The sequence below is a fragment of the Bifidobacterium canis genome, from assembly GCF_009727065.1.
GTDB classification, from domain to species: domain Bacteria; phylum Actinomycetota; class Actinomycetes; order Actinomycetales; family Bifidobacteriaceae; genus Bifidobacterium; species Bifidobacterium canis.
The window spans coordinates 15,867-32,718 of record NZ_WNLP01000012.1; the positions used below are offsets into that span (position 1 = coordinate 15,867).

The following is a 16,852-nucleotide window of genomic DNA, read 5'->3' on the forward strand; positions in this document are numbered from 1 at the left end:
TACCTTGCTGTCGTGTGACGCTGGCGCGCTTAGTTGCAGGGCTTGCTCCATTTACCAGCTTCGGATGACGCGCCGGCGTCGCCGGCGTGCATCGTAGTATTATTCGAACAGCTCGCCATTTTCTTCTGACGGCGTTTGCGAATCATCTCGGGATTCTCCGGCCCCATGTTCGGAGGCAGTTGGCACAGTCCTTCGCTGATGATGCCAAGCACCATGTCGATCAGGCTGGCGATGGTGGCGATGATGCACTCGATGACGACGCGCCTGTAGAACGGTGCTTCAAAACGGTCGTAGAGCATCAGAATCTGCCCGCCATACCAGCCGGCGAGCAATGCTCCGGCGATGGCAAGCGCTTTTGAGATGATCAGCGTGTTGACGGCGCGCTCGGGGTCGAGCGGCTTCAATTGGGCACGTTTCTGCGGGTCGGTCGTCGTGTATTTGTGCACCTGCCACGCCAAATACAGCACGATGAAGCCGACCACAACCATGACGGCGCTGGCGATCCACGGCACACCGGCAATCCCCAAACCGTGCGTCTCTTCGAGGTAAGCGATGCCCATGCCTGCGAGCAACCCAACGGCGGCAGCGATCAGATAAACCCACCAACGGGTTCGACGAGCTTTCATGCCAGTCCTCCCATCAGCCAACGGTCGGATTCCACGCCGACTTGCGTGCTGTCAGACGTCATTGCAAACAGGTATGCGAGCGGGTCGCCGTCCAGCCGGGCATCGGGATCCATGTCGTTCCACGGTCCCAGCACGGCTGCGCCGAGCGATTGCGGATCATCGCCAACGCTGGTGAACGATTCGTCACCACTGTCGCTGACCGCCACGATCTGCAACGTCAACGCCCCCTCATGCGTGTTCTGCAATGCGGTGAGCACCTGCCCGAGCTGATTGATGGGCATGGCCGTGCTTATTTTCATGACGGCGGCCTTCGAATCGGAGCCATCGAGCGAACTGACGAAATACAACGGCGAGACGCCGTTGACCTGGTTGCCGGGAATGCCGTCGATGGTGACGATCACTTCCTGGAACAGCCTGTCTGCATTCGGCATCGGGCTTTGCAGTGATACCACGACGTCGTGGAACACCGGATCGACGCCGACCGCTTCGAAGGGTGCACCTTCGCCGCGCGGCGTGCCGCTCCCCCGTTGTGGCTGGCGATCCGGATTCGAAACCGCCGAATTGCGTTCGAATGTGGTGCTGGCGCTCGCCTCGTCGAACATTCTTCCCTCACCGAGCAGACGCTCGCGCACGGTGACGGTCATGCCATCAATGTCGAATTGCCCGCACAACCTCGTGGCGATCGCCTCCGCCAGCTCGTCAAGAGGCTCACCGCGCAACGTTTGGCCTATCGATCGCGCGTATTCGGCAACGGCTTGAATACGCGAACCGACTCCTTGCCGCGTGCTCCAGCGCAGGTCGACGTCGATCTCCTCGGTTCCTTCAGCGCCAGAGCCGAGGTGAATACCAGTGCAAGTCAATTCAGTCATTCGATGCTTTCCACGATATGCGTGCTATGTGCTCATTGCGAACCAATACGGCAGGAGGTCTGGCGAATGCCAGACCTCCCACGGTGTCAGAGCTGCTGTTGAGGCAGACCGGCGGACTTCTTCAACGCTTCCGGAATCGGCACCGGAGGCTTGTCGGAATCCGGGCAGTTCGGGTTGCTCAACCAGACCTCGCGTTCCGGAGCCATCTTGATGTTCGCGAAGATCTCCTTGAGTTCCTTCTCGTTGAGCGTTTGCTTGACGAGCAGACGGCTGACGAGTTCGTCGAGGATCTCACGGTTGTCGGTCAGAATCTGCCATGCCTCGGTGTGCGCGGTTTCGATGAGCTTCAAAACCTCCTCATCGATCATCTCCGCAGTGGCATCCGAATATTCACGCGGACGCAGACCATCGAGGCCTTGATCATCATCAGAGTCAAGCCACTTGACGGCACCGAGCTGGGTCGACAGGCCGTAGAGTCCGACCATCTGGCGGGCGATACTCGTCGCCTTCTCGATATCGTTGGACGCGCCCGTGGTTGGATCGTGGAACACGATCTCCTCGGCTGTGCGGCCACCCATTGCGTACGCCATCTGGTCGAGCAGCTCGTTGCGGGACTGCGAATAGCGATCCTCAGTCGGCATGACGGCAGTGTAGCCAAGTGCACGACCACGTGGCAGAATCGTCACCTTCGTCACCGGATCAGTGTTGTGCAAGGCGGCAGCGACGAGCGCGTGCCCACCCTCATGGTATGCAGTGTTGCGCAACTCGTCGAGAGCCATGCCACGGGAACGACGACGCGGACCGCTCATCACGCGGTCGATGGCCTCATCGATGGCACGGTTGTCGATCAGCTGGGCACCAACGCGGGCGCACAGCAACGCGGCTTCATTGAGCACGTTCGCCAAATCCGCGCCAGTGAAGCCCGGCGTGCGCACTGCCACCGAATGCAGGTCGATGTCTGGCACGAACGGCTTGCCCTTCGCATGAACCTTGAGGATCTCCTCGCGACCTTCCAGATCAGGGGCCTCGACTGCCACCTGACGGTCGAAACGGCCTGGGCGAAGCAGTGCCGGATCGAGCACGTCCGGGCGGTTCGTGGCGGCGATGATGATCAGGTGGGTGTCGTTGTCGAAACCATCCATTTCAACGAGCAGCTGGTTCAACGTCTGTTCGCGTTCATCGTGGCCACCGCTCATGCCGGAACCACGCTTGCGGCCAACGGCATCGATCTCATCGATGAAGATGATGGCCGGAGCGTTCTTCTTTGCCTCATCGAAGAGGTCACGCACACGGGATGCACCCAAGCCGACGAACATCTCGACGAAGTCCGAACCCGCCATGGCGTAGAACGGCACGCCGGCCTCGCCTGCGATGGCGCGGGCGAGCAACGTCTTACCGGTTCCAGGAGGGCCATACAGCAGCACGCCTCGCGGAATGCGAGCGCCGAGCGCCTTGTATTTGGCCGGATCCTGCAGGAAGTCCTTGATCTCTTCGACCTCCTGAACGGCGGCTTCCTCACCTGCAACGTCAGCGAACTTCGTCTTCGGAATCTGGCCGTCGGCGAGCTTGCCAGAGTTCTTCTTGCCACCCATGCCCAGCATGCCGCCGGTGGAACTGCTCATGCGGCTCATCAGGAACCAGATCAACGCGAAGAAGATCAGGAACGGTACCACGGAACTCAGCAGGTAGGTCCACATGCTGGTGCTGTGCATCGTGGCGGTCCAGCCGTTGGACGGGTTGGCCTTCTCCACCGCGCGCACCACCTGCGCCTGCTGCGCGGTCGTGTAGTAGAACTGCACGTCTTTACCGTAGTTGCGCTCACGGTTCGTGGTCGGGTCGGTCTTCTTGTAGTCGTTCTTGAGCTTGAGCTGCACCTGCTGGGTGTTGTCGACGATCGTCACCGACTCCACATCGGAAGCCTGATTGGTCAGGATGTTCATGCCATCCTGAGTGTTGATCGTCTGCGTGCTGCTGCCCAGGAACATCTGGAAGATGAAGAACAGGATCAGCACGATCAGCACGATGTACAGCCACGGGCGCTGCCAGAACGGTTTCTGTTGCCCGTTGGAACCCGAATTGTTCGAATCCCTATTGGAATTGTTACCGAACGGGTTGAACGGGTTCGGGCGGTTATCGCGCCCTCCCCCGTTGTTGTTTGGCCCTTGCGGGAACGTCATTGCTCAGCTCCTTCATACACTTGAGGCTTCAAAACGGCAATGCTGTCTAGATTTCTGTATTTCTCGTCGTAGTCCAAGCCGAAGCCCACCACGAATTCGTCGGGAATCTCGAATCCTTTATATTTCACATCAACATCGACAACCCGTCGAGCTGGTTTTTCGAGTAGCGCGAAAATCTCCACCGATTTCGCACCACGCTTATTCAATTCGTCTACCAGCCAGCGCAGCGTGCGGCCGGAATCAATGATGTCTTCGACGATCAGCACGTCACGCCCGCGCACATCGCAGCTCAGATCCTGACGAACGGTGATCGTTCCGCTTGACGAGGTGCCCGCACCATATGAAGACAGGCTCATATAGTCGAGTTCGACGTTGATAGACATGGCCTGCGCGAAGCAGGTCATCGTGTTCGCCGCCCCCTTGAGCACACAGATCACCAATGGAACCGTGTTCTTGTAGTCCTCACTTGCCTGTGCGGCAACCTCTTCTATTTTCTTGACGATTTCGTCATGAGTGATCAGCTCATGATCGATTTGATTTTGCACATCGACGATTCGCATGGCTAACATCTTCGCATATGCGAATGACGTGAGCCTTGCGTTTTGCTGAATATTTGCTGGGAAGTGACACTTTGCCCTGCCCGTGCCACTGTGAAACGAGACGATCGACGGCGCTCACATGCCGTGCCGCGAACTGCAATCCGCATTGCGCCAACGTCTGTGCGATCACGCGGTAGCGAATAGCCTCCGAGTATTGCGCCAATGCGCGCGCGTCGATATTGGCAAACAGTTTCACCTGCTGCTCTGCCGCAGGTATGCCGCTTTCGAATTCCACGGTCTGCGCGCAGGCTCGCTCAGCTTCCTCCTGCAGTGCGCTCACATCACGGCGCACGATCTGCGTGACGCTGGCGAGACGCTCCACGATATCGCAGCCGGCGAACGCGCTCAGATATGGCACGAGATCGTGTCGAATACGCGAACGCAACGGATAGTCGCGCGGTAACGCGGTGTCTGTGGGAATGGCGTCGCCGTTTGTGGGGTCATCCCAGTAACGCAGTTCTGCATCCTCGCATATCTGCGTGGTCTGCGCGCGCGAAATCGTGAGAAAAGGACGCAGGAACAGCACGCCGTCGATCAACTGCTCGTCGCTCATGCCAGCGAACGCGTCGGTTCCAGCCGCGCGAATCAGGTCGATCAGCACGGTCTCCGCCTGATCGTTTTTCGTGTGTGCGAGCAGAACCGCCGACGCGCGCCACAGTTTCGCCGTTTTCACAAGCGCCGCATATCGCGCCGTGCGCGCCGCCGCTTCGAGTCCCTGGCCATCGTCATGAACATCGACGTTGATCACCATGACCGGCTCGAGTCCTAACGCGTTGCATGATTGCGCTGCCTGACGTGCCACTTCTTCAGAACCGTCTTGCACATGATGATCTACGATCAGTGCGCCGCAACGCAATCCCCACGCCGAGCATACCGTGCGCGCGCAGGCGGCCAACGCCAACGAGTCACGACCACCCGAGCAGGCGACGAACACCAACGGGGCGTCTTGCGCGGGCTTATGCTCGCCATGTTTGGCGAACTCCGGCGATTGCATGCCCAGTCCGTGCGTTTCGAGCATGGGACGCAGCGCGCCGATCGCCGCCTTCATCGCCGCCGAATACGCCATTGCGCTGCTCCTTTCCTGCTTATGCACTTTTGCCGGATTCCTTGCGACCAATATATATTGGTCGCAAACCCATGTTCACTCGCTATAGTGCGGTGAGCCCCGCGACGAACGTATCTATGGCGGATCTCGTCGCCGTGAAATCCTGCGGATTATTGACGATGACGGCGAACGCCGCCACACCGCCGTGTTCGCGCGACACGTTGCCGGTCATCGACGACACCGCTTGCAGATTGCCTGTTTTCACACGCGTAAGTCCCGCAGCCTGCGCGGAACCGAGACGGTTCGCCGCCGTGCCGACGAGTCCGGGAATCGCCAACCCTTCTGCGGCGGCCACCGCGCCACCGACCTGCAGATTGCGCTCCTGCACTTGCACGAGCGTCGTCGCCGTAAGCGTAGAACCGGGTGTGAGCCCTGAGCAATCCGCCATCGTGAGTCCGGTCACGTCAACGCCGAGTTTCTCGAGTTGCGCACGCACTGCTGCCGTTGCGGCTGTTGGCGAATTGCCTTGCTTGGTGTGCAATGCGAGCAGACGGCCGAACTCCTCCGCCAGCGTGTTGTCGGAATGCCGCAGCATGAATGCCATGACCGAGCTGAGCGGGGCGGATTCCACCTGTGCGATGGGCGTGCGGTCGGAGGTCACGGAAGTCTGCGCCGCGTTTCCGTCGGCGATGGTGATGCCCTGCTGTTTGAGCAGCGTACGGAATGCGGAGACTACGTCTGTGGCGGTGGTTTGCGACAGCGTGGGGTATGTTTCGAACACATCCGGGTCGCTTGGTGCGGCACCGTTCCATTGCCGTCCGCCGTCGATCGCCATTGAAGACACCGGTGTGTAATACAAATTGTCGGGATTATTCTCTTCTATATTCTTCGGCGTGCGGTCGGTGCCGAACAGTGAATCGTCATAGCCGAGCGTAACCGACAAGATGCCGCGCTGTTTCAACGCCTGCGCAGTGGATTTCGCGAGCGTGAGCAATCCAGCGCGTCCGTTGACGTGGCTTGAGTCACTCTCACCTGCCGACAGCAGCATGTCTCCGTTGCCTTTGAGCACCACGGTGTTTGTTCCGCCGTTTTGTAGCAGGAACGTTTGCGTTGCCAAAGTAGTGCCCATGTCAAGCGACGAGGCGGCGGCCAGCGCCGTCAGCGTCTTCATCGTCGACGCGGGCTCGCGTGTGGCGGAGGCGGCGTATTCGGCGGCCACCGTGCCGTCGGCCTGCGCGATGACCACAGAGATGTCGGAGCCAACGCCTTCCACCGAACGCAACGTGTCGATGAGTTTCGCAGCCTTCTGCTTGTCGATCGTCTTGGAGGTGTCGGCGTTGGCGGTCAATGCCGTGGAAGCCGAGATCAGCCTGCCGCCGTATTGCTGATTCTGCACGCTCACCGGAGCGTTCGTGAGCACTCCGGGCACGAGATCTCGTATATCCGCCCACACATATGCTGTGCACAAAGCCGCAGTGACGAGCACACTGATAGCGGTTATCAACACACGTCGATTACGTATACGGTGAGCCTGCCGAGTCAGCTCACGTCGCGTTTGCCGTGTTAGCTCTGGCTTGAGATCGTCCATGCGCCTTCCATCGCTCGCCGTGCACCCGGCATATGAGCATATGCCGAGCTTGGTGTTACTTTTGCAGCGAGGCGAAATCGTCGAGCGTCTGCAAGATCTTCAATCCTCGCGCATCAAGCATCTTACCGCCAAGCCATACCCCAAGCCAGAGCATGCCTATGCCGTTGGCGAGTGCGATCGGCATCAGCAGCCAATACAATCCCCAGTTGGTGAACGCGAGGATGATCGCGGCGATCCATGTCGGCGCGGCGAGCAGCACGGAAGAAAGCATGTAGGCGAATGGGAAGAATCCCTGTGCCATGGCTCGGCCTTGCGGAGACGAGAACGGTTTCTCTATCGACGGCACCGGGTAGAGCAGAATCGTCGAATAGAATTCCGCACAACCGAGTGCGATCAGCGAAACGCCGAAACCGACCACTGAGCACACGGTTCCTTGCAATATGCCTGATTCTGTGCGCCAATCGCCGGTCAGCGCAAATGTGAGCGCGGCGGAGAGCAAATAATAGACGACGAAAATCATCAGGTAGACGCGCGTTCTGCCCCAGCGATCATCTTTGCCGCGCACGCCGGCGATCTGCTCCATCGCGTATGCGCGGCCGTCGTAGGCGAGGCCGTTGCTTTCGCCGATGAGCAGCATGATGCCCATCCACAGCAGGCACTGCCATACGACCATCGGTTCGCCGTGCGATTCCAATTGGAAGATGACGATGAACAGCACCGGCAGAATGAACGAGATCGCCTGACGCGGGTCGCGCCGCAGGAACGTCCATGTGCGCGCGGAGATCGCGCCCGCCGCGTTGTCGGGCACGCGGGCGAACATGCCGATGGTTTTCTCGGATTTCGTGCTTTGCTGCGGTTCACCTTGCAGGCGTTCGCGCGCGATGCACCACACCGAGCACGCGTAGCACAGCGCGCAGAACGCGATCGTGAGCGCGACACGTGTGAGCAGTGCACCGAAGTTGCCGAAGTATGCGTCGAATGGCAGTTCGAACGTCCAGCCGAACGGCAGCCAGCCGGCGATCGTGGTGCCACGCATGAGCGCGCCCATGTTGTAGGTATAGCCGTCGTCGCCGGTGCTCGTATTCATGATGATGCTGGGAAGCTGCGCGCTGACGATCAGCACGACCATGGCGATGAGATACAGCGCGTTCTTGCCCGAGTTCGTGCGCGTGATCTGCCCGGCAAGCGAGAGCACCGCCTTGCTGAAGCACATGGCGAGCGCCACGGTGAGGATCGCGGAGAGAATGCCGGCGAGCAGCGCTGCGACGCCCATCGGTGAATAGACGTAGCTCCAGGCGAACAGTGAGAGCAATGCGCAGATCGCCGGAATGCCGGTGAATGCGGCCGCGTAGAGACCTGCGACGAGCGTACGGTCGGGGATGCCGAACAGTGAGAATTTCTGTGCGCTCATCGTTGAGGATTCACCGATGAGCAACAGTTGCATGAGCATCGTGAACAGAATGCCGATGCTGCCGCCGATCACCATGGTGGCGTGCAAGCCGTCTATGAAGCCTGAATCATATGGCGCCGTGGCATACACGAAGCTGATGGCTGCTGCAGCGACACCGATGAAGATGCCGACCGCCATGACGGCCGCCAGCACATAGCCGACCACCTGCCACACGCTTTTGTGCAGGGCGGCCATCGTGAGCGACCAGCGCAGGCGGACCATCGTGGCGATGGTGCCTGAGCGTTTAGGCGCCGCTGGTTGTGAGGTTGGAGCGCTCATGCCTGTGCACCGCCTTGCGGGGTGCGCGGGGGCTGCGCAGGTTGCGCATCCGCTGGCTGCTGCGGGCTGGTGCCGCCGTTGAGCCAGTCGAGGTGCATCGCGCCGTGGCGCCCGCCGACCAGTTGCAGGAAGCGTTCGTCGAGGTCTTCGCCTGCCGCCACCTGTTCGACTGTGCCCGCCGCGGCCACCTGCCCATGGTTGATGACGGCGACGTGCGTGCACATGCGTTGTACCATCGACATGACGTGCGATGAGATGATCACTGTGCCGCCGGTGGACACGTATTCGGAAAGAATATCTTTGATGTTGGCGCTCGACACCGGGTCGACCGCCTCGAACGGCTCATCGAGCACGAGAATGCGCGGGCTGTGAATCATGGCCGTCGCCAAGCAGATCTTCTTCGTCATGCCGGACGAATATTCGGAAACGGCTTTGTCGGCCGCCTCCACCAGGTCGAAGGCCTGCAACAGGTCTTTGGCGCGTGATTCGACCTCGGCTCGCGGCATGCCGCGCAGCATACCGGAGTAGACCAGCAGCTGCCGGCCGGTCAGACTGCTGAAGATCTGGTCGGGCTGTGGCATCAGGCCGATCAGCCGTTTGACGGCGTTGACGTCTTGCCACACGTTGAGCCCAAGGATCGCCACCACGCCGGCATCGGGTTTGAGCATGCCGGTCATCATGTTGATGGTGGTGGTTTTGCCTGCACCATTGGGGCCTACGAGGCCGTAGAACGAGCCGACGGGAATGTCGAGTGAGAGGCCGTTGACGGCGATTTTCTGGTCATATCGTTTGAACAAGCCGCGAATGGAGACCGCCATGGTCGGGTTCACGGCTGCGGGCTGGTAGGCAGCCGGCGGGACGCTCGGCTGGTGCAAGGGTTGTGTCATGCCTCTAAATATACGGTAGAGGTTGGCTGTTCAGCCCTTTCAATCTCATGAAATAGCCTTTTCACCTCACGTTTTCGACCAATATATATTATTGGTCGAAAATTCACCACGCAAAGCATAAATAAAACGGAAGATGTCAGTTGGAGGAGCCGCTTGTTTCGGCGGCTTCCTCACGATCCGCTTCGAGAATGCGCGGGTCAACGCCGGTGGCAGCAGAGCCCTGATGCTCGATCGGCTTCCATTGCGCCTTGGCAAACACGGCCTGGAATGAAATCGGCACGTAGCTCAACATGTAGATCGGGAAGCTCAGCGCATAGGCGAACAGCTCCTTGTTCGTCGCGCCGATCTGCTTGCGTTCCACCACCATCGTGAGTTCGGCGAGCACCATCATGAACACGAGCGACGAGACGACGCCGAGCATCCAGTTGAACAGCGCGCTCATCTGGCTCTGCCAGGAGATGAAGCCGCATGCCGCGAAAATAGTGCCAAGTGCGATGCGCACAATCGCCAGCACGGTGAACGGGCACAGCAACAACGTGAAATCGATGGCCGAGAAATCGCGCTCCTGAATCGCGCGGCGAATAAGCGCCGGCCCATAGTAGCGGAACACCTGCAGGAAGCCCTTGCTCCAACGCAAGCGCTGACGCCAGCTTTGCGCGAAGGTCACCGGCTGCTCATCGTAGAGAATCGCCGAGCCGACGTAGCCGATGCGGTCGCCATGCAACACCGAGTCCATCGTGAATTCCAGGTCCTCGGTCAGCAGGTGGAACTTCCAACCCCTGTTGCGGCGCATGATCTCCTGCGAGAACATGAATCCTGTGCCGCCAACGTGGCAGCTGTTGCCCAGCCACATGCGCGAAGCACTCAGGAATCGCGATTCGCGGATGAACCACAACGCCGAGCCGGAGCTCACCCAGTTCTCCGAAAGATTCACCGAGTTGCGGTAGCTGGTCAGAATGCGGAAGCCTGACTGGTACGCCTTGTTCATCTCTTCGAAGTAATGCTTGTCGAGACGATTGTCGGCGTCGAACACAAAGAACGCGTCATATTTATCGGAGGCCTTCGTGTCAATCATCGAGTTGAGCAGATACGTCAGCGCGTAGCCTTTGCCGACCTGCTCTTTGTTGAAGCGCTCGACAACGTGGCAGCCCAGGTCTCGGGCGAGCTGCGCCGTGTTGTCATCGCAGTTATCGGCGACCAGCCAAATGTCAATGAGCTTACTCGGGTAGCTTTGCGATTGGATATCTCGAATCAGGTTGCCGACGACGCCCTCCTCGTTGCGTGCGGAGATCAGCACCGCATAGTGCTTGTCCATCGGCGCGTCTGGGAAGCGGATCGGTTTGGCGAACAGTGAGATCAGGATGCAGAGCCCCTGATACGCCACGCTTGCGCCTCCCACAATAACCAGCAGCAGATCGAGAATATCGAGTATCGCCATTAGCTCCACTGACTCCTTGGATTCGTCGGCTTGCCGGACTTCTTGGCATTCTCGACGTTCTTCGCATTCTTCACGTCGCCAGTATTCGTTTCATCGGCAGACTTTCCGTCATCAGCAGCAGCACCGGAACCAGCGGAATGACTGTTCTGACGCAATCTGTCGAGTCCTTTGGCGGCGTTCTCGTCGAGCACATGCTTCGGAATGGCGACCGTCGGGGAATCCTCCGAATCGCCTTCATCGGCATCTCGAGGAATATCGTACACCTGCTGCTGCAGATAACGGATCTCGGCGTCCAACGGCACGTTCGCCGAAGAACCCTTGCTCTGCCGTGGCATATGCTCGTTCATCGGCTTGATCACATGCTGGTTCAACGCGTCGGCGGCTTCGGCCACCTTCGACTTCTTGCTTGGCACCGGATCGTTCATCAACGGCATGTCAACGAGATCGTAGCGCTTCGTCGACACCTGGAACAGCACTTGGATGCTTGCGGTGATAGGCAGCGCGAGGAACGCGCCGAGTGCGCCGAACAGCGCGCCGAACACGAGCACCGAGAGGAACGCGATGCACGGGTTGAGATCCATCGTGCGCTCGGAGATCTTCGGCGACAGCAGCAGATTCTCGATCTGCTGGTAGACGGTGATGAACACGACGACGGCCACCGCATACACCCAGCCGCGCTCGCCCCATGCGAAGAGCACCGGCAGCGCGCCGCCCAAATAGGTGCCGATCGTCGGCACGAACTGCGAGACGATGCCGCAGAACAGTGCGAGCGGCAACCAATACGGCACCTTGATGGCCATCAGGAAGATGCCGGTGCAGGCCGCATTGATGGCGGCGAGAATCGAGCGGGAGAACAGGAAGTTCGAAATCTGATCCTGCACAACCGTCCACACGAGCAGGAACTTGCGTTGCGAATTCGGCGCGAGCCACTGGCACAGGCTGCGACGCAGGCGCGGGCCGCGATGGAAATATAGAACGCCACCATCAGCGCGGTGATCACGTTGAGCAGATTACCCAGCACGCCCATCGTCGTCGTGAACGCCTGCCCTGCGAAGTTCGTGACCCACGACGATTGCAGGTTCTTGAGAATCTCGCTACCGAGCGAATTGATCTCCGGCAGCTTGAAGTTCGCGCGTTCGTTGACGAACGTGGCGAACTGGTCATACAGTCCGGGCAGTCCCTTGATCATCGAGATCATCTGCTGCACGAACATGTTGCCGAACAAGGCGAGCAGCACGACGATGATGATGAGCAACGACACCAAACAGGTGACCGACGCCGCGCCACGCTTCCAACCATGCTTGATCAAGCGCAGCACCAACGGTTCCACCGCCAATGCGAGGAACATGGCTATCACCACATCGAGAACCACGTATGTGATCTTGAACCATGATGTATATACGAAAATGCCCACGAACACGGCGATGACCGCATACATCAACGCCCTGCCATACCATTCCGGAGGCCTGCGCGGATCGCCTTTCGACGGGAACACCGACGCGAGGTCGAGTTTCCTATTGCTCTGCTCGTTTTCTTGCTCAGTCATGGCACTCATTGTAACTACTGCCCCGTTCAACGTTGCGCTTGCCGCTGCACGATGTTCGACATGGCATTCGACCGTGTTTTCGGTGCAGGCGATTCTCCGCGATATTTGCGAATGTGAAGCTTGCGTGTACGGCCGGACTCATATTCTATAGGTATGCTGAAAGTCTCAATCATCATCCCAGCGTGGAATGAAGAGGAAAGAATCGTCGACTGCCTCGACAACGCGACTCGCCAGACGGTGATGCCGCACGAAGTGCTCGTCGTCGATAACCGCTCCACCGACCGCACCGTGGAGATTGTGGAGCAATACATCGCGGATCACCCCGACGTTCCCGTGAAGCTGCTTCACCAAGACGAGGAGCAGGGGCTCATTCCAACGCGTAACTATGGTCTCAACCATGCCACCGGCGATGTGCTCGGCCGCGTTGACGCGGACTGCATGCTCAAGCCGGACTGGGTTGAGGTGGTAGCCGGCATTTTCACCGAAGATGCCGAGGCGATGGGTGCCACTGGCCCGGTGACGTACTACGACATGCCTGCTCGCAGGATCTCATTGCTCGGCGATGACAGCGTTCGCCGGCATACGTATCGCGCCGATGGCGGTCAGGTGCTGCTGTTCGGCTCGAATATGGCGTTGCGCGCTTCCGCTTGGAAGCTCATTCACAACGAGGTGTGCCGCGATAAGGAAGATGTGATGCACGAAGACATCGACGTTTCGCTGCATCTGCTTGGCCGCGGCTTGAAAACGGTGTATTCCGAGCGCATGATCTGCGGCATTTCCGCACGTCGCATGGATACGTCGTTCAAATCGTTCCATAACTACATGCGCCGTTTCAAGAACACGTTTGCGGCGCATCCCGAGCACTGGCGCAAGCATAAGTCCGAGCGCACGCTGTATTTGATGTATCCGTGGCTGCACGTGCTGTTCCCGGTGTACCAGCAATATCTCGAGTCGAAAGACATCAATCCGGCTGTGCGCATCTGGTTCCGCGAGCAAGCGCAGCTCGCGCGCAAAGAGGGCGATTCGCTGGCTGATCTTCCGGGAATCGACAAGTTCGTGGATGAGGAGCCCACCGATATCCCCGGTCTTGAGGAAGTCGAGGATCTCGCGTTCGGTTCCGATGCTCAGCAATCTCAGCACAGCTCCGAAGAAACAAGCAAACAGTAAATAATAACTGTTATTATTTCGCGACTGAATATATTAGGCGTCGCTAAGCAGCTGCTTAGCGACGCCTAATATATTCAGTCGTTGTATTTCACGCAACGGTGAACGAAACCTGCTGCAGGTCTTCCAAACGGCTGGAATGACCGACGAGCAGTTTGAATTCACCGGGCTCGACGATGCGCTGCGCGTCGGCATCCACGATCGTGCAGTCCGCGACCGGCAGATCGAACGCCACCACCGCGCTCTCCCCCGGTTCGAGCGACACGCGTTGGAACGCTTTGAGTTCTCGCTCCGCCCACGTGTATGACGTCACGACGTCGCTGATATAGAGCTGCACGATTTCCGTACCCGCACGCTTGCCCGTGTTCGTGAGCGTGACCTCAGCATGTACGGTGTCGTTGATGCCGAAGCTCGCGTTCTCGCCGCCGTTCGTGATATGCAGGTCGGAATACGCGAAGGTCGTGTATGCGAGACCCTCGCCGAACGCAAACGCCGGATCTTGCGTCAGATCGGCGTAACGGTTGCCGTGCTGCCCGCGAATCTGGTTGTAATACACCGGCAGCTGACCCACGTGTCGAGGGAAGGTGATCGGCAGTCGACCAGTCGGCTCCGTTTCGCCGAGGATGATCTCCGCGATTGCACGGCCGCCTTCCATTCCTGGATTCGGAGCCCATAGGAACGCGGAGACTCCCTGTGTTGCTGCTTTGTCTACAATGACCCCGTTGGTGCCGATGATGCACGGCGGCAACACCTGCGGTTTGGAGCTCATCAATACGACGACGAGAGGTTTGCCAGTGCGCTCCGCGGATTGCGCGAGCAGTTCCAGCAGTTTGTTTTGACCGCCCTGCAGTTCCAACGTTGCGGTCGAGCAACCCTCGCCTACGAGTTCCACGACGTCGCCGACCACGGCCACCGTCAGATCCGCCTGTTCGCTTTGCGTGACCGCTTCGCTGAGCAGGTCGAAGTCGAAATCGGCGGAAACCGCGATCTTCGGGCGCGGCTGCCCGTCGGGGAAGAACGCGCCCTCTGGGTCATCCGCCAAATCGATGATGTTCGCACCACGCGCATAGGTAACTACGCAATCCTGCGGAGCGAGTTGGCGGAACGCGTCGAGCACGGTGGTGATGCGATCTCGCGGCTGCCCGTCTTTCATCCACGGCACTTGGCCGGAACTGCCGGCCCAATCTCCCAGCTGGTTCTGTGCGTCGTCGGCAAGAGGGCCGACCACGGCGATGCGATGCGCAGCGTTGACGTTGAACGGCAGCGCACCATTGTTTTTGAGTAGCGCAACTGATTCGCGCGCGATATCGAGGTTGATGCGGCGATGATCTTCGTTTCCGATGCTCGCCTTGATACGTGCTTCGTCTGGCAGACGTGGGTTCTCGAACAGTCCAAGTTGGAACTTCAGTGTGAGAATGCGTGCAACGGCTTCATCGAGCAGTTTTTCGTCGAGTAGACCGGAACGCACCGCTTCAATGGCGCCGTCGTAGAACTGTGGAGTCGTCATCACGAGATCGTTGCCTGCACGCACTGCGTCGGCTGAAGCGTGAGCGTAGTCAGGTTTCACATGCTGCTCCCATACCGAGCGCCCGACGTTGTCCCAATCAGTGATCAACGTGCCGGTGTAACCCCAATCGTGGCGCAGTTTTTGGTTGAGCAGCCAGTTGTTGAACGTGACGGGCACGCCGTCGATCGACTCGTAGCCGAGCATGAATGTGGCGCAGCCTTCGCGTGCCGCGCGTTCAAACGGCGGCAGGAACCATGAAGCGAGTTTGCGATGCGAGAGGTCGGCTTCCGAAGCGTCACGACCTCCCTGCGTCTCGCTGTACCCTGCGAAATGCTTGGCACAGGCGAGAATCGCGTCTTGGGCGAAGAGGTCTCCGGCTTTCGCGCCTTTTTGGTAGCCGGAGATCATCGCGGACGCCATCTCGCCGATCAGGTATGGGTCTTCACCGAACGTTTCGTCCACGCGCCCCCATCGCGTGTCACGCCCGATGCACAGCACCGGTGAGAACGTCCAGTGCACGCCGGTCGGCGCAACCTCTTCTGCTGTGGCGCGTGCGGCTTTGCGCACGAGCTGCGGATCCCAGCTGACGGCCATGCCCAGCTGCGAGGGAAAGATCGTGGCTCCCGGCCAGAACGAGTAGCCGTGAATGCAGTCATCACCGATCAGCAGAGGAATGTGCAGGCGCGTGTTGTTCTTCACCAAGTCCGCTGCGCGAATCAGATCCTCGGGAGCGGTGTGCAGAATCGAGCCGACATGCCGGTCGACGATCGTCGATTCGAGATCGCCGTCACGGGCGTCGAGCTGCATCATCTGGCCGACCTTCTCCTCCAACGTCATACGACCGACGAGATCGGCCACACGTTCGGGAATCGGCAGGTTAGGGTCTTGGTACGGCAATTGCTGCGTCATGGTATTGATGTCTCCTTTGACACGTGATGGCTCCATGTATGCCACCACCTTAGCGCAGGACAGCGGCAATATATGAGCAATCCAGCAATATAATGGCGTTACATATTGCGAGGGAGCACGAGATGAACGAACGCGAGCGAATAATCCGGCTGTGGTTCGACATGTGGTTGCAGCAACGTGATCTCGGCATCGATGAGATTTTTGCCGACCATGCCGAATATATGGAGAGTTATGGCCCTCGATATGAGGGGTGTGAGGCCATACGCCGATGGTTTGAGGAATGGAACAAACACGGCAAAGTGTTGACGTGGCGCATCGAACAGTTTTTCCATAAAAACAACCAGACCGTTGTGCAATGGTATTTCAAAAACTGGATGGACGACGGCCGTATCGATGATTTCGATGGCATGTCTCTTGTGAAATGGGCGGATGACAATAAGATACTGTTTCTGCAGGAGTTCGCATGCAGCACTGATTCCAGCAGTTCCGCCGGTTAGGGATTGAACAAAAGAAAAACCTCTCGGGCGAACCCGAGAGGTGCTGGTGGCTCCGAGCGGCGTCGATCCGCTGACCTAACGATTTTCAGTCGTTCGCTCTACCAACTGAGCTACAGAGCCAGAACATTGAAAACTTTCGCTTTCAACATCGCGACCACGGCCGGACTTGAACCGGTGACCTCCGCCGTGACAGGGCGGCGCTCTAACCAACTGAGCTACGCGGCCTTAATCTTAAGACCCACTAGGTTTCTTAAGACCTAGCGACCACGGC

Annotated in this window: 12 protein-coding genes, 2 tRNA genes and 1 pseudogene; 2 read left to right on the forward strand and 13 right to left on the reverse strand. The window is 59.0% G+C overall.

Features of this window, described 5'->3' with window-relative positions:
- Positions 1 to 29: 29 nt before the first annotated feature.
- The 10 genes and pseudogenes from GSD1FS_RS08940 to GSD1FS_RS08985 form a co-directional block, all read right to left on the reverse strand.
- Positions 30 to 626: a DUF3180 domain-containing protein gene (locus GSD1FS_RS08940; RefSeq protein WP_155589296.1), complete on the reverse strand. Its 597-nt coding sequence runs from the start codon at positions 624 to 626 to the stop codon at positions 30 to 32.
- Positions 623 to 1,495 carry a diguanylate cyclase gene (locus GSD1FS_RS08945; protein WP_155589297.1) on the reverse strand — a complete coding sequence of 291 codons (873 nt, stop codon included), beginning with the start codon at positions 1,493 to 1,495 and terminating at the stop codon, positions 623 to 625. Before GSD1FS_RS08945 ends, GSD1FS_RS08940 begins: the two co-directional genes overlap by 4 nt.
- 86 nt (positions 1,496 to 1,581) lie before the next feature.
- Entirely contained in the window at positions 1,582 to 3,672 is a 2,091-nt protein-coding gene (gene ftsH, locus GSD1FS_RS08950; RefSeq protein WP_155589298.1) for an ATP-dependent zinc metalloprotease FtsH, read from the reverse strand.
- Entirely contained in the window at positions 3,669 to 4,232 is a 564-nt protein-coding gene (hpt, locus tag GSD1FS_RS08955) for a hypoxanthine phosphoribosyltransferase (protein WP_155589299.1), read from the reverse strand. The genes ftsH and hpt overlap by 4 nt, the downstream gene beginning before the upstream one ends.
- Complete coding sequence (gene tilS / locus GSD1FS_RS08960) at positions 4,195 to 5,337, reverse strand: tRNA lysidine(34) synthetase TilS (protein WP_155589300.1); 1,143 nt, start codon at positions 5,335 to 5,337, stop codon at positions 4,195 to 4,197. The genes hpt and tilS overlap by 38 nt, the downstream gene beginning before the upstream one ends.
- A gap of 82 nt (positions 5,338 to 5,419) precedes the next feature.
- Complete coding sequence (locus GSD1FS_RS08965) at positions 5,420 to 6,904, reverse strand: D-alanyl-D-alanine carboxypeptidase/D-alanyl-D-alanine-endopeptidase (protein WP_155589301.1); 1,485 nt, start codon at positions 6,902 to 6,904, stop codon at positions 5,420 to 5,422.
- A gap of 55 nt (positions 6,905 to 6,959) precedes the next feature.
- Complete coding sequence (locus GSD1FS_RS08970; RefSeq protein ID WP_246166182.1) at positions 6,960 to 8,633, reverse strand: transporter; 1,674 nt, start codon at positions 8,631 to 8,633, stop codon at positions 6,960 to 6,962.
- Entirely contained in the window at positions 8,630 to 9,520 is an 891-nt protein-coding gene (locus tag GSD1FS_RS08975; protein WP_155589302.1) for an ABC transporter ATP-binding protein, read from the reverse strand. Before GSD1FS_RS08975 ends, GSD1FS_RS08970 begins: the two co-directional genes overlap by 4 nt.
- A 136-nt stretch (positions 9,521 to 9,656) precedes the next feature.
- Positions 9,657 to 10,958: a glycosyltransferase family 2 protein gene (locus GSD1FS_RS08980; RefSeq protein WP_155589303.1), complete on the reverse strand. Its 1,302-nt coding sequence runs from the start codon at positions 10,956 to 10,958 to the stop codon at positions 9,657 to 9,659.
- Positions 10,958 to 12,513: pseudogene (locus GSD1FS_RS08985) on the reverse strand (AI-2E family transporter). Before GSD1FS_RS08985 ends, GSD1FS_RS08980 begins: the two are co-directional and overlap by 1 nt.
- A gap of 144 nt (positions 12,514 to 12,657) precedes the next feature.
- Between GSD1FS_RS08985 and GSD1FS_RS08990 the strand changes: the two are divergent.
- Positions 12,658 to 13,671 carry a glycosyltransferase family 2 protein gene (locus GSD1FS_RS08990; protein ID WP_155589304.1) on the forward strand — a complete coding sequence of 338 codons (1,014 nt, stop codon included), beginning with the start codon at positions 12,658 to 12,660 and terminating at the stop codon, positions 13,669 to 13,671.
- 88 nt (positions 13,672 to 13,759) lie between these two features.
- Here GSD1FS_RS08990 and GSD1FS_RS08995 read toward each other — a convergent pair whose 3' ends face one another.
- Complete coding sequence (locus GSD1FS_RS08995) at positions 13,760 to 16,084, reverse strand: glycoside hydrolase family 3 N-terminal domain-containing protein (protein ID WP_155589305.1); 2,325 nt, start codon at positions 16,082 to 16,084, stop codon at positions 13,760 to 13,762.
- Positions 16,085 to 16,206: 122 nt separating this feature from the next.
- On the opposite strand from GSD1FS_RS08995, the gene GSD1FS_RS09000 reads away from it, so the two are divergent.
- Positions 16,207 to 16,581, forward strand: a complete 375-nt coding sequence (locus GSD1FS_RS09000) for a nuclear transport factor 2 family protein (protein ID WP_155589306.1) — start codon at positions 16,207 to 16,209, stop codon at positions 16,579 to 16,581.
- Positions 16,582 to 16,625: 44 nt separating this feature from the next.
- Here GSD1FS_RS09000 and GSD1FS_RS09005 read toward each other — a convergent pair.
- Positions 16,626 to 16,701: transfer RNA gene (locus tag GSD1FS_RS09005), tRNA-Phe, on the reverse strand.
- Between the two features lie 31 nt (positions 16,702 to 16,732).
- Positions 16,733 to 16,806 (reverse strand) — tRNA-Asp (locus tag GSD1FS_RS09010).
- Between the last annotated feature and the right edge of the window lie 46 nt (positions 16,807 to 16,852).

Coding starts and splice junctions, on each gene's coding strand:
- GSD1FS_RS09000 (WP_155589306.1), top strand. CDS start 16,207: ATGAACGAACGCGAGCGAATAATCCGGCTGTGGTTCGACATGTGGTTG.
- GSD1FS_RS08945 (WP_155589297.1), bottom strand. CDS start 1,495: ATGACTGAATTGACTTGCACTGGTATTCACCTCGGCTCTGGCGCTGAA.
- GSD1FS_RS08970 (WP_246166182.1), bottom strand. CDS start 8,633: ATGAGCGCTCCAACCTCACAACCAGCGGCGCCTAAACGCTCAGGCACC.
- GSD1FS_RS08940 (WP_155589296.1), bottom strand. CDS start 626: ATGAAAGCTCGTCGAACCCGTTGGTGGGTTTATCTGATCGCTGCCGCC.
- GSD1FS_RS08995 (WP_155589305.1), bottom strand. CDS start 16,084: ATGACGCAGCAATTGCCGTACCAAGACCCTAACCTGCCGATTCCCGAA.
- ftsH (WP_155589298.1), bottom strand. CDS start 3,672: ATGACGTTCCCGCAAGGGCCAAACAACAACGGGGGAGGGCGCGATAAC.
- GSD1FS_RS08965 (WP_155589301.1), bottom strand. CDS start 6,904: ATGGACGATCTCAAGCCAGAGCTAACACGGCAAACGCGACGTGAGCTG.
- GSD1FS_RS08990 (WP_155589304.1), top strand. CDS start 12,658: ATGCTGAAAGTCTCAATCATCATCCCAGCGTGGAATGAAGAGGAAAGA.
- tilS (WP_155589300.1), bottom strand. CDS start 5,337: ATGGCGTATTCGGCGGCGATGAAGGCGGCGATCGGCGCGCTGCGTCCC.
- GSD1FS_RS08975 (WP_155589302.1), bottom strand. CDS start 9,520: ATGACACAACCCTTGCACCAGCCGAGCGTCCCGCCGGCTGCCTACCAG.
- hpt (WP_155589299.1), bottom strand. CDS start 4,232: ATGCGAATCGTCGATGTGCAAAATCAAATCGATCATGAGCTGATCACT.
- GSD1FS_RS08980 (WP_155589303.1), bottom strand. CDS start 10,958: ATGGCGATACTCGATATTCTCGATCTGCTGCTGGTTATTGTGGGAGGC.